This window comes from Flavobacterium sp., from assembly GCF_028689845.1.
Taxonomy (GTDB): Bacteria; Bacteroidota; Bacteroidia; order Flavobacteriales; family Flavobacteriaceae; genus Flavobacterium.
The window spans coordinates 21,208-34,743 of record NZ_JAQVCH010000009.1; the positions used below are offsets into that span (position 1 = coordinate 21,208).

The window sequence follows — 13,536 nt, forward strand, 5'->3', positions numbered from 1 at the left end:
AGTATCAAAAAAGAGAATGGTTTTATCTTTTTAAGGAAAAATGACCTTTTACTGTTCGTCCATCAGCCATTTCTAATACAAACCAGTAGTCATCAGAGGGCAAAGCACTGCCATTAAAAGTACCATCCCAACTTTTCAAACTCGGTTTAAACTGATAAATTAATTTTCCGTAACGGTCGAAAACAGAAAGTTTAGAATCAACTTGATAAGCTGGTGAAATGCCGCGAATACTCCAAACATCATTGAATCCATCGCCATTTGGCGTAAAAAAAGTTTGAATTCCCAAAACTTGAATTTGTGCAGGTAAAACTCCACATTGATGTAAATCTTTGATATAAACTGTTAAAATACCTGGTTCTACATCATAAAAAACATTTGATTCTTGGTAATAGAAATCATCTAAACTATATACATAATTTCCAACACCAGCGACTAAGATGACCACTGAATTATCAGCTATTAAATCATTAATTTGTATATTTTCTAAGATTGCAATTTCAGAATCCACTACTTGTATCGTTCGGGTTTTGAGACAATCTTCGTCAGAAGTTACTTCAACCGTATAAATTCCCGATTGATTTGTAGTTATCGTATAATTTGTTTCGTTTTCTAAAGCTGTTTGATTTAAAAACCATTGATAAGAAAAGTCAGCTATCGTATTTTCATTCAGCAAACCAGCAGAAAGTGTCACCGTATGGGTTGAATCGTTTTTACAAACATAATGCAACGCATCATCCAATTGAATTTTTGGTGTTTCAAATACCATAAAAGGAAGTTGAACTGTAGCAAAACATGTTGTATTGTTAGGATTAATCACTTTGGCAGTAATGACTTGCGAAGTTGTTTCAAACGGATTAGGCAACGGACTAGACAATAGCAAATTATTTTCATCTCGATATTCTACAAGCATTCCCGTTTGGGTTCCTAAAATGGTTGTTTGAAATCCAGTCGTATTAAAAGCTAAAACTCCATCTTGAAAAAGCGGATCAACTTCATCATCACAAAGCTGAATTAATTCAATTGGAACCCCAATTGCTTTAGGTAAAACATCAACCACAAACTTAATTGTTGTTTGATATGAACAGGCCAAAGTCGTATTATTTGTAACAGTAGCTTGAATAATTTGTGATGTGGATAAGAAAGGATTAGGTAACGGGCTTGGTAAAACCACATTGTTTTCATCGAGATAAATAACTGAAACATTAGCTAGTCCGTTCAATAAATCACTTTCAATCGTCGAGGTATCAAAACTAAACAAACCATCATCATTATCATCACAAACGATAATTTCTATCGGATTAACAATTGGAATCGGTTCAACTAGTAAATCAATATGATGTCCTAAGCCTACGCATGCATTATTTAAATCACTTTCAATTCTAACAAAAATAGGCTGCCTAAAAGGTGAAAACGTATTGGTAAAATTAGTTGGGTCTTGAATGGCATTACTTTCGGATAAAGCGTCTTCAATCGAAGAATAATAACTCACTGTCAATTGTTGTCCAACAGGAAACAAAGTAAGAATATCTGTTGTAAAACCACTAAAATCAAAGGTTGCTATTCCGTCTTGGTTAGACCCCGAAGCTAAATCATCACATGCAATATAATTTTGCAATAACGTTAAAGGAATTAAAGTTGTGGTGACAATTAAATCTAATTTTTCAATTTTAAAACAACCAAATGTATTAGTGATTCGCACAAAAACTTGATCTAATCCTGCAATTTGATTCGTGTATTGTGTTGGATTGGTTATTACATTATTTTCTTGTTCAGCAGCTAGCAGTGTAGGATAATATTTAAACGTAAAACCCAACGGATTTGACATCAGCAAGGAATTTGCTTCCGTTAAATTAAAAGCACTGAGTCCATCTAAGTCATCATCACATTGTTTTAAACTAACATTTGTATTTACAATTGGTCTAGCTTTTACCTCAATTGTTAAAGAGGCTATCGAAAAACAATCACCATAAGTCACTCGAATACCAAATTCATGTAAACCAAGCGGTAAAATTGCAGTTGTATTGTTAATTTCATTCGTTAGGTTTTCAGCATCTAATACAGATGGAAAATAAGTAAAACTAACCGTTTGGCTTCCTTGATAAATTTGTGATTCATAATTGGTTAAATTAACGGTCGCTTCTAACGTAGGGTTGTTTTCACAAACCAAAATAATGACATTATTGACTTCAATTTCGCCCAAAATCACTTCAACAGTTCTTGTTTCAAAGCAAACCGTAAGCGTGTTAGTAATTCGAGCATAGTAAGTACCGTTGCTTACAGGAACCAATCCCGTTAATGGTAAATTATTAAAAACAGCATCTTCTTGAGTTTGATGATACGTGATTGTAAATTCGCCATTTGTACTCGCTAAATAATTGGCAGACAAAGTTGAAAAATCAAATAATTCACTATTATCATTTCCGTTATCACAAATTTCTACATCCTCAAAATCATCAAAAACATAATTTTGAAATGGATTTTGGATAATTGCAGTTCCTGTCCAATTTAACGTAAATGGTGAATTCCCAATAGGCCGATCAATTACAATAAAATAACTACTTCCGGTGGCTGCAGAAATGCTTCGAACAAAACTATCGCCATCTTCACCTGGTCCTTCAAAAAGATCTGAAGAAGAATTTTTTAACCCCGTATGATTATTCGCTTGCCCAGCTGCTGCTGGATTTGTTGTTGAACATCTAATGGGAGAGCCTAAATTACCACAAGTTACATTAGGACCAAAAATCCAAAAATCATAATCTTCTTCAATATCATCACTTTCCGGAATTATCTCAAAACTCAAAACACCAAACTGTTCAATATTGACCCGAAACCAAATAGAATTATTTTCTTGTGCGTCACAGGAGGGCGGAATTATTTCTTGAATTCCATAACCTGAAACATTGTAAGCAATGCTTTGATTATCGCAAACCTGAATATAATTGACACAATCGTTTGGTAAATTTTGACTAAAACTTACCATTGTGAGCAAAAACAAGTGGATATAAAGTATTTTTTTAATCAAAATAAATCAGTTGAATAATAAAATGAAAAGTTTACTTTCCGTTTTAGAAAGAATATATAAATGTAGGAAAATAAAAAGTTTGAATTAAGAAAACAACTGTTAAAATTGAGTCATTTTAATTGCAGCAACGGCAGCTTCCACGCCTTTGTTTCCGTGCTTTCCACCACTTCTATCTAATGATTGTTGCCTATTATTATCGGTTAGCACACAAAAAACAACAGGTATTTTACCTAAAACGTTTAAGTCTTTGATACCATGCGTCACGCCTTCACAAACAAAATCGAAATGTTTGGTTTCGCCTTGAATCACACTTCCAATAGCAATGATTCCAGATAAATGAGGGAATTTATCCATCATTTTTTTACAGCCATAGATGAGTTCAAAACTACCTGGAACATTCCAACGGAGGATATTTTGGGAATTTACATCGCAATCTAATAAAGTATCAATTGCTCCTTGATAAAGTCCTTCGGTAATGACATCATTCCATTCTGAAACAACAATCCCAAACGAAAGTTGACTAACGTTTGGGAGACTGTTTTTATCGTATTGAGATAAATTCTTATTTTCAGTAGCCATAGCTATTTATTGTGCCATTCCGATTAAGCCATCAATATTTTGAGCTTCTGGAGCCGTATCGTAATTATCTTTAATTTCATTAAAATATTTCAATGCATCTGCTTTATTCCCTAAAGTCAAAGCCGTTTGTCCAGCTTTTAGTAAATAAATAGGCGTTGTCATATCGTTCACGTTCATATTCGCTGCTTTTACATAATATTCTAATGCTTCTTTCAATTGATTTTTCTGAGCAAAAGCATCTCCGATTAAGCCCACCGCTTGGGTGCTTAAAATCATATCATCCGATTTGAATTTATCTAAATATTCAATCGCTTTGGTATTATCTCCCGTATTTAAAAAAGAAACACCTGCATAAAAATTAGCTAAGTTTCCTGCATCAGTTCCAGAATATTCATCTGCAATTTTGATGAAACCAAATTTTCCGTCTACTCCATTTAATGCTGCTTTAAACAAACTATCTTGAGCGGTAGTTCCATCTACTGCTTTTTGAAAATTTTGTTGAGCCGTAAACATTTCTTCTGCGGCATCATTTTCTTTTGGTTCAGTTACAAATTTTTGAAACATCAAATAACCAATCGTGATTAATGCAATTGCACCAACGATTCCAAAAATATACTTTTGATTTTGAACAACCCATTCTTCTGTTCTAGAAGCACCTTCGTCTAATGTATTAAAAACACCTGCTGTGGTACTGTCTTTTGCATCCACATCAATGTTTGCTTCAATATCTTCTACGTCTTTCGGTTTTGGTGCTTTAAAGCCTCTCTTGTTATAAGTTGCCATTTATATTAAATTTATTGAGCCGCAAAAATAAAATTTTTATTCCTATTTAAAAGGAATTTAGGAGATATTTTTGAATATTTTGAAAAGACACTATTTAAATCTCGTAAATCGAGTTACTTTTGTATTCTATTTTCTATCAATATTACAACACCAACAAATACGACACACCTTGTTTTTAAAGCGAATTTCACTTTTTAATTATAAAAATTTTTCTGAAACACAATTTGAATTTGATTCTAAAATCAATTGTTTTGTGGGAAGAAATGGCGTGGGAAAAACCAATGTTTTAGATGCCATTTATCATTTAGCTTACGGAAAAAGCTATTTTAATCCGTTGGCAATTCAAAATATCAAACATGGTGAAGATTTTTTTGTAGTAGAAGGCGACTTTGAAAAAAATGAACGGGAAGAGCAAATTGTATGCAGTTTAAAAAAAGGATTTAAGAAAATGTTGAAACGCAACGGTAAAGCGTATGATAAGTTTTCTGAACATTTAGGACTGATTCCGCTTGTAATTATTTCTCCTGCCGATAACGATTTAATTATTGAAGGAAGTGAAACCAGACGTAAATTTATGGATAGTGTTATTTCTCAATTGGATTTAACCTATTTAAATTTCCTTATTAAATATCAAAAAATTATTATTCAACGCAATGCCTTATTGAAATATTTTGCGTTAAATCAAACGTTTGATAATGATACCTTACAGATTTATAATGAGCAATTACAGGAGATAGGACAAACAATTTTTGAAAAAAGAAAAGAGTTTATTGAAGCTTTTTTACCTATTTTTAACAAGCACCATCATGCCATTACAAATTCGGCAGAACAAGTGAATTTAATTTACCAAAGTCAGCTGTTCGACAAACCTTTAATTGACCTTTTTGAGGATAATCTGGCAAAAGACAAAGCCCTGCAATACACCTCTGTGGGAATTCACAAAGATGATTTATCTTTTGAAATCGATGCGTTTCCCATCAAAAAATTTGGTTCACAAGGACAACAAAAGTCTTTTTTAATTGCTTTAAAATTAGCTCAATTCGAATTTTTAAAGAAAAAAAGTGGCCAGAAACCCGTTTTGCTTTTTGATGATATTTTTGATAAATTAGATGAATTTCGCGTAAGCAAAATTGTAGAAATGGTTAACCACGAAGAGTTTGGCCAACTTTTTATTTCGGATACTCATCCAGAAAGAACAGAACAAATTGTGAAATCGACTCACCAGAGTTACAAAATATTTAAATTATGATGCAAGTCAAAACACTTCATTTTTTAGAAGAGTTAAAAAATAACAATCAAAAAGAGTGGTTTCATGAGCACAAAAAAGAGTATGACCTTTTCAAAAAAGAATACCATGGTTTAATAGCTGCTTTGCTACAAGAAATGAAAGCACTTGACCATTCACTCGAACCTTTAGAAATAAAACATTGCACTTTTCGAATCAACCGCGACATTCGCTTTTCTAAAGACAAATCGCCATATAAAACCAATATGGGCATTTGGTTGTCGACCGATAAAAACAAAAAAAATGCTCCGGGTTATTATCTTCATTATGAAAAAGGAAAAAGCTTTATTGCCGGTGGCGTTTATTGTCCTGAAACGGAAGATTTGAAAAAAATTCGCAAAGAAATTGCTTTTTTTCAAGAAGATTTAGAAGAAATATTAGAAAATACAATATTCAAAAAAGTGTATGGCGAATTAGATCGGGAAGCACAGAATGTATTGAAAAAAGCACCCAAAGATTATGAGCCTACTCATCCTGCTATTGAACATTTAAAATTAAAAAGTTTTACGGCTACGCATGCGATAGAAGACACTATTTTTACCGATACCGATTTTGCAAAAAAAATAGCACAAAAATTAATCCTCTTAAAACCATTGAACGTATTTTTGAACCGTGCAATGGAAACAATTGACTAACGACATAAATCTCATGGAAATTCTAGAAAATTTTTCATTAAAAAACTACAATACGTTTGGTATAGAAGCAAAAGCGAAAGCCTTTGTTGCTGTTCAAACAGAAGCAGAATTGGTAGCTGTGTTAAAAAAATACGCTCAAAAAGAGAAATTCATTTTGGGCGGAGGCAGCAACATGTTACTCACACAAGACCTCAACGCTTTAGTAATTCATATTGATTTAAAAGGAAAAAAAATTATCGCTCAAAATGACGATTTTACTTGGGTGCAAAGTCAAGCTGGAGAAAATTGGCATGAATTTGTTTTATGGACATTGGAGCAAAATCTAGGTGGTTTAGAAAATTTATCCTTAATTCCAGGAAATGTTGGCACCACACCAATCCAAAATATTGGTGCGTATGGCGTAGAAATCAAAGATACTTTTGAATCTTGTGAAGCAATTGAAATTGAAACACAAGAAAAAGTAAAATTCACTAATCCAGAATGTCAATTTGCTTACCGCGAAAGTGTTTTTAAAAACGAAGTGAAAGACCAATTTGTCATTACCTCAGTGACTTTTAAATTGACCAACAGGAATCACAAACTCACGACTTCTTACGGAGCAATTGAAGCCGAATTAGCTTTGCAACAAATTACAAACCCAACTGTAAAAAACGTGAGCGATGCGGTGATTGCCATCCGACAAAGTAAATTGCCAGATCCTAAAGAGTTAGGAAATAGTGGAAGTTTTTTTAAAAATCCAATAATTTCAAAGCAAGATTTTGAAGGAATTCAACAAAAATTTCCATTAATGCCTTTTTATGAAATTTCGGAAACCGAAGTAAAAGTCCCAGCGGGATGGCTGATAGAGCAAGCGGGTTTTAAAGGAAAACGGTTTGGTGATGCGGGAATTCATAAAAACCAAGCTTTGGTTTTGGTTAATTATGGACAAGCAACTGGACAAGAAATTTTGGAAGTTGCGAAAACGATTCAAAAGACAATCACGGCACTTTATGGTATTTCGATAGAAACGGAAGTGAATATAATTTAATTTTGAATAACAAGACAAACTGTTAAATTTCATCTTAATAAGACTGCTTTAAATCAACTCTTTTTTGTACCTTTGCGTACTGAAAAATACATGCAAAAATGAAATTGATATTACTTACAATTGGACTTCTAGCAGTTGCATTTGCTGGAATTGCTATTAAAATTTGGCTTAAAAAGGACGGCAAGTTTTCGGGAACTTGTGCCAGTCAAAGTCCGTTTTTAAATAAAGATGGTGATAATTGTGGCTATTGTGGAAAAACCCCTGAGCAAATGAAAGATTGTTCAGAACCTACTCAATCCTAATTTAATTCATCACGATGTTCGACCTTTTATTTTATAGTTTGATTGGAGTAGTTTTCATTCAATTACTCTATTATGTAGCAGTTTTTGGTAATTTTTCTTTTTCAAAAGTGGTCAAAACCAATCCGAAAAGAATTCCAATTTCTGTGATTGTCTGTGCTAAAAATGAAGCAGAAAACATCAAAAAATTTGTTCCTCTTTTATTAGAACAAGATTATCCTGAATATGAAATTGTCTTGATTGACGACTCTTCCACCGATGAAACATTAGATTTATTAGAAGAATTTGAAAAGCAAAATTCTCGTATCAAATTAGTAAAAGTAGTTAATAATGAAGCCTTTTGGGGAAACAAAAAATTTGCTTTAACCCTTGGAATCAAAGCCGCCAAATACGAATATCTCTTATTTACGGATGCTGATTGTTATCCGAATTCCAACAATTGGATTAAAGAAATGAGCTCGCAATTTACCATGAAAAAATCCATCGTTTTAGGATACGGAGCTTATGAAAAAATACCCCATTCGTTTTTAAATAAACTCATTCGTTTTGAAACCTTATTGACTGCCACACAATATTTTGGATGGGCAAAAACCGGAAAACCGTATATGGGTGTTGGCCGAAATTTAGCCTACAAAAGAGAAGTGTTTTTTAATGTAAATGGTTTTATTGACCATATAAAATTGCGGTCGGGTGACGATGATTTATTTATTAATCAAGCCTCCAACAAAGAAAACACAACAATTTGTTTTTCAAAAGATAGTTTTACCTATTCGATGCCAAAAACCTCTTTTGCAGCTTGGTTTACACAAAAACGCCGTCATGTTTCTACCGCAACCTATTATAAGTCGTTTGATCGCATGCAACTAGGACTCTTTTTCCTATCGCAATTCACCTTTATCATGCTTTCCATTATTTTGTTAATTAGTCAATTTCAATGGCTTTTCGTGTTGGGAATCATCGCAGTTCGGTATGCATTTGCTTGGACATCGATGGGATTTGCTGCGAGTAAATTGAACGAAAAAGATACTATTTACTGGTTTCCAATTATGGAAATCGCATTGCTTTTCACGCATTTAAATGTGTTTTTCACTAATCTATTTTCAAAACCGGTGCATTGGAAGTAACTAAAATAATTGAAAAAGCCATTACAGGCGACCAAGTTGCCTTTACTTCTTTATTGGACAAGTATTGGAATGAGGTCTATGGATTTATGCTTAAACGTACTGAAAATGAAACCGATGCCGAAGACATTACCATTGAAACCTTTGCAAAAGCGTTTGACAAAATTGCGAGCTACAATCCAGAATATCAATTCAACACTTGGTTAATTGCTATTGCTAAAAACGTGCATATTGACATGCTTCGGAAAAAGAAAATTTCTTTTTTTGTCGAACTTAACGATGAAGAAAATCAACACGCCTATACCATTGCAGACACAACCCCTTCTGCAGAAGACAAACTCATCACCGAGCAAAATCTTTCGCGTTTGCTTCGCTACATCAAAGAATTAAAGCCACATTATCAAGAAGTGATACAGCTCCGTTATTTTCAAGAATTAACTTATCAAGAAATTGCAGAACAAGTCCATGAACCGCTGAGCAATGTAAAAATTAAGCTGCTTCGAGCAAAAAAATTATTAGCCGCCATTATTCAAGGCAAAAAATAATTTCTTTCTCGTTTTATACTGAAGTGCTCCTTTTGCCCTAATTTTTTTTTGATTTAATCAGTACGGCTGTTTCATTAATCTTTATTACCTTTGTTTTTCATAAAAATTGCACCATGAATACTGTTTTAGAAACCGTTCAACCGCCAATTGGAAAGCCAAAATGGTTACGTGTTAAACTACCAACCGGAAAAAAATATACTGAACTTCGCGGTTTGGTAGACAAATACAGTTTAAACACCATTTGCACTGCGGGCAGTTGCCCAAATATGGGCGAATGTTGGGGAGAAGGAACGGCAACCTTTATGATTTTAGGTAATATTTGTACGCGTTCTTGCGGTTTCTGTGGCGTAAAAACAGGACGTCCTGAAACGGTAGATTGGGATGAGCCTGAGAAAGTAGCTCGTTCTATCAAAATTATGAACATCAAACATGCCGTAATCACGAGTGTGGACCGGGATGATTTAAAAGACATGGGTTCTATCATTTGGATTGAAACCATTGAAGCGATTAGACGAATGAATCCAGAAACGACTTTGGAGACCTTAATTCCAGATTTTCAAGGAAACGAACGTAACATCGACCGAATTATTGAAGCTAATCCTGAAGTGGTTTCGCATAATATTGAAACCGTGCGTCGACTAACGCGTGAAGTCCGCATTCAGGCAAAATACGATAGAAGTTTAGAAGTCTTGCGTTACTTAAAAGCACAAGGCATTAAACGAACCAAATCAGGAATCATGCTTGGCTTAGGTGAAACCGAAGACGAAGTGATGGAAACGATGCGAGAACTCCGTGCTGTAAATGTGGATATTGTGACCATTGGTCAATACTTGCAACCGAGCAAGAAACATTTGCCCGTGAAAGAGTTTATTACGCCTGAACAGTTTAAGAAATATGAAGTATTCGGCAAAGAACTTGGTTTTAGACACGTGGAAAGTGGTGCCTTAGTGCGTTCTTCTTATCATGCTCAAAAACATATTTTGTAGATTCACTATAAACAAATGGTAAAAGTAACAATCAATGGTTTTGGTCGCATCGGAAGAAATGTTTTCCGATTATTGTTAAATCATCCCACGATAGAAGTTGTGGCCATCAATGATTTATCGGATGCTAAAACGATGGCACACTTATTAAAATATGATAGCATTCACGGAATTTTACCTGAAACCGTTTCCTTTGATGATCATCATCTCATCGTAAACAAAAAAAAATACCGATTTTATTCTGAAAAAGCGATTGAAAATCTAGATTGGAATGGAATTGATTTTGTCATTGAAGCGACGGGAAAATTTAAAACCTACGAAGCGGCTAAGGCTCACCTTAAAGCGGGAGCAAAAAAAGTCATTTTATCTGCTCCACCCGAAGATGATAAAATTAAAACGGTGGTTTTGGGTGTCAACGAATCTATTTTAGACGGAACGGAATTGATTGTTTCCAATGCGAGTTGTACGACTAACAATGCGGCTCCAATGATAAAAATCATCGATGAACTTTGCGGCATAGAACAAGCTTATATTACGACGGTTCACTCCTATACCACTGACCAAAGTTTGCATGACCAACCACACAAAGATTTGCGAAGAGCTCGCGGTGCAGCACAATCTATCGTGCCTACGACAACTGGAGCGGCAAAAGCATTAACCAAAATTTTTCCGAATTTAGAAGGAAAATTAGGAGGAAGCGGAATTCGCGTTCCCGTTTCGAATGGTTCTTTAACCGATATTACATGTTATGTATCACGCGAAGCCTCGATTGAAAAAATAAATCAACGTTTTAAGTCAGCTGCCGAAAAAGAATTATACGGAATCTTAGCCTATACAGAAGATCCCATTGTTTCTGTTGATATTATTGGCAATTCAAATTCGTGTTTATTTGATGCTCAATTGACTTCTGTTATAGATAAAATGGTTAAGGTTGTAGGATGGTATGATAATGAAATTGGTTATTCTTCAAGAATTATCGACTTAATACGGTATATTTCAAATAAATAATTAAATTTATACTTTAATAAAAAGCGTCCCTTCTTTTATGAAGCAATTCCTTGTACTTTTTCTTTTTCTTTCTGTAGCAGTTCATGCTCAAAAAAAAACTAATGCGACTGAGCCATTAGACAGCACTAACTATTACATTGAACTGGCCAATTTTCATAAAAAAAACAACAACTTTAGAAGTTCACAAGATTACATCCAAAAAGCCATTGAATTTGCCGAAAAGAAACAAGATATTCAAGCACAGGCTGATGCTTATTCATTTTTAGGAAGCGTCTATTTTGAGCTTAAAAAAATTCAAGATGCCATACAAACCTATGACAAAAGCATTCAGTTGTATACCACGCAAAAACCGTCTTCCAATCAGGCGTATGCTTTATATAATCTAGGGGTTTGTTATGTAGAAATCAAAGATTATTCAAAAGCCGAATATTATTTTAAACAAGCCGAAGATATTTATGAAACGATTGAAATTGCAGAAGCTAAAGAATTAGTAAATCTTCAAAAAGGAATAGTTTATCGAGCAAAAGGCGAAAATCAATTGGCTTTATCCATCTTTAATACGATAGTTGTAAAACCAGATGAAGAAGACCATTTTAGAACTAAAGCACAAGCTTTATATCAGATTGGCCTAATTGAAGCAGAGGGAAATCGTAATAACCTGGCCTTAAACTACATGAATCGAGCAATGGATTTGAGTGTCAAAAACAAAAATTATGAACTTCAGGCCAATGTAGCTAAATCCATGAGTGAAGTGTATGAAAAAATGATTGACATTCCCAATTCATTTAAATACATCAAGCAGCATTTACGCATTCGCGACAGTATCAAAGAAATCAATAGTAAACGCGTTGGAACGGAAGACTTTTTAAGCTTTAAACAAGCCGAGCAATTAAAGTCGATAGACCAAATGAATCGGGAAAACAAGGAACAACAGCGTGCCAATAAATTCTCTAAACTAATTAGTATTTTGAGTATTGCCTTGATTTCAATCTTGTCTTTATTGAGTTTGTCGTTGTATAAAAACAACATTATTCGAAGTCAATCAAACAAACAACTGCAAGATAAAAATCAAGAATTACAAATTTCTAAAGACAAAGCAGAAAAAGCTTCTAAAGCAAGAGCTGAATTTTTATCGACCGTGAGTCATGAATTGCGAACACCTTTAAATGCCATTAATGGAATTACCCATTTATTGATAGAAGAAAATCCGAAAAAATCACAACTGCAATATTTAACGTCTTTAAAATTCTCTGGCGATTATTTATTAACTTTCATCAACGACATTTTAGAAATTAACCGTGTTGAAAGTGACAACATTGAAGTTGAACAAATCAACCTCAATATCAAACAGTTACTACAAGATATTTTTAATTCCTTTAAAGATTTAGCCAGAAAAAACAACAATGATTTTAATATTGAATTGAATGGTGAAATTCCAGAAAATTTAATTGGCGACCCAACCAAACTCTCTCAGATTTTTATTAACCTAATTAACAATGCTTTAAAATTCACAAAAGATGGCAAAGTAACAATTACAACTACGGTAATAAAAACAGAAAATGAAATTACTACGCTTCTTTTTGAAATTACGGATACCGGAATTGGTATTCCTCCTGAAAAACAACTCTCTATTTTTGAAAGTTTTGCACAAGGTTCGGTTGAAATTAATCGAAAATATGGCGGCACAGGTTTAGGCTTAGCCATTGTAAAAAGATTAGTGAGTTTATTGGGCGGAAAAATTAAACTAACGAGTTCAGAAGGAATTGGCTCTACTTTTTCATTTATTGTTGATTTTAAACTAGGTCAACAAACCATTGTGGACAATAAAAAACAATATGACGAATCGATTTTTGTGGGTAAAAAAGTTTTAGTAGTAGAAGACAACAAAATCAATCAAATGATTACCAAAAAAATGCTAGAAAATAAAGGTATGGTTTGCGAGTTGATTGATAATGGCGAAAACTCCATTGAAATGGTTCGAAGCACGCCGTATGACTTAATTTTGATGGATGTGCATTTACCTGGAATTAACGGAACAGTTGCAACACAAAGAATCAGGGAGTTTAATAAAGTTATTCCTGTAATTGCTTTAACGGCGATATCCTTAAATGAAAATAGAGAGATGTTACTTTCTTTTGGAATGAATGATGTCGTAACAAAACCATTTAATCCTGATAATTTCTATAAAGTAATTGCTAATCAATTGGCATAAAAAAACACTTGAAATTCAATCATCGCAAGTGTTTTTT

At 33.6% G+C, this 13,536-nt stretch carries 12 protein-coding genes; 9 read left to right on the plus strand and 3 right to left on the minus strand.

Annotated elements, in window-relative coordinates; all coding sequences use genetic code 11:
* Positions 1–22: 22 nt before the first annotated feature.
* The 3 genes from PHR76_RS05260 to PHR76_RS05270 all read right to left on the minus strand — a co-directional run bounded on the left by PHR76_RS05260 (position 23) and on the right by PHR76_RS05270 (position 4,384).
* Entirely contained in the window at positions 23–2,980 is a 2,958-nt protein-coding gene (locus PHR76_RS05260; RefSeq protein WP_300059284.1) for a T9SS type B sorting domain-containing protein, read from the minus strand.
* Between the two features lie 141 nt (positions 2,981–3,121).
* Entirely contained in the window at positions 3,122–3,601 is a 480-nt protein-coding gene (ribH, locus tag PHR76_RS05265; protein ID WP_300059286.1) for a 6,7-dimethyl-8-ribityllumazine synthase, read from the minus strand.
* Between the two features lie 6 nt (positions 3,602–3,607).
* Entirely contained in the window at positions 3,608–4,384 is a 777-nt protein-coding gene (locus tag PHR76_RS05270) for a tetratricopeptide repeat protein (RefSeq protein WP_300059288.1), read from the minus strand.
* A gap of 169 nt (positions 4,385–4,553) precedes the next feature.
* On the opposite strand from PHR76_RS05270, the gene recF reads away from it, so the two are divergent.
* The 9 genes from recF to PHR76_RS05315 all read left to right on the plus strand — a co-directional run bounded on the left by recF (position 4,554) and on the right by PHR76_RS05315 (position 13,499).
* Complete coding sequence (gene recF / locus PHR76_RS05275; protein ID WP_300059384.1) at positions 4,554–5,633, plus strand: DNA replication and repair protein RecF; 1,080 nt, start codon at positions 4,554–4,556, stop codon at positions 5,631–5,633.
* Positions 5,630–6,304, plus strand: a complete 675-nt coding sequence (locus tag PHR76_RS05280) for a DUF2461 domain-containing protein (protein WP_300059290.1) — start codon at positions 5,630–5,632, stop codon at positions 6,302–6,304. Before recF ends, PHR76_RS05280 begins: the two co-directional genes overlap by 4 nt.
* On the plus strand, positions 6,297–7,331 hold the full coding sequence (gene murB, locus PHR76_RS05285; protein WP_300059386.1) for a UDP-N-acetylmuramate dehydrogenase: 1,035 nt from the start codon (positions 6,297–6,299) through the stop codon (positions 7,329–7,331). Before PHR76_RS05280 ends, murB begins: the two co-directional genes overlap by 8 nt.
* Positions 7,332–7,429: 98 nt before the next feature.
* Complete coding sequence (locus PHR76_RS05290) at positions 7,430–7,633, plus strand: membrane or secreted protein (RefSeq protein WP_300059292.1); 204 nt, start codon at positions 7,430–7,432, stop codon at positions 7,631–7,633.
* A gap of 14 nt (positions 7,634–7,647) precedes the next feature.
* On the plus strand, positions 7,648–8,754 hold the full coding sequence (locus tag PHR76_RS05295) for a glycosyltransferase (RefSeq protein WP_300059294.1): 1,107 nt from the start codon (positions 7,648–7,650) through the stop codon (positions 8,752–8,754).
* The gene (locus PHR76_RS05300) at positions 8,745–9,296 is read left to right on the plus strand and encodes a sigma-70 family RNA polymerase sigma factor (protein ID WP_300059296.1); all 552 of its coding nucleotides are present in this window, start codon (positions 8,745–8,747) and stop codon (positions 9,294–9,296) included. Before PHR76_RS05295 ends, PHR76_RS05300 begins: the two co-directional genes overlap by 10 nt.
* Positions 9,297–9,409: 113 nt before the next feature.
* On the plus strand, positions 9,410–10,282 hold the full coding sequence (lipA, locus tag PHR76_RS05305; RefSeq protein ID WP_300059298.1) for a lipoyl synthase: 873 nt from the start codon (positions 9,410–9,412) through the stop codon (positions 10,280–10,282).
* Positions 10,283–10,297: 15 nt separating this feature from the next.
* Positions 10,298–11,287, plus strand: a complete 990-nt coding sequence (gene gap / locus PHR76_RS05310) for a type I glyceraldehyde-3-phosphate dehydrogenase (RefSeq protein WP_300059300.1) — start codon at positions 10,298–10,300, stop codon at positions 11,285–11,287.
* A 37-nt stretch (positions 11,288–11,324) separates the two neighbouring features.
* A complete protein-coding gene (locus PHR76_RS05315) occupies positions 11,325–13,499 on the plus strand; it encodes an ATP-binding protein (protein WP_300059301.1) in 2,175 nt (724 codons plus the stop codon).
* Positions 13,500–13,536 lie beyond the last annotated feature (37 nt).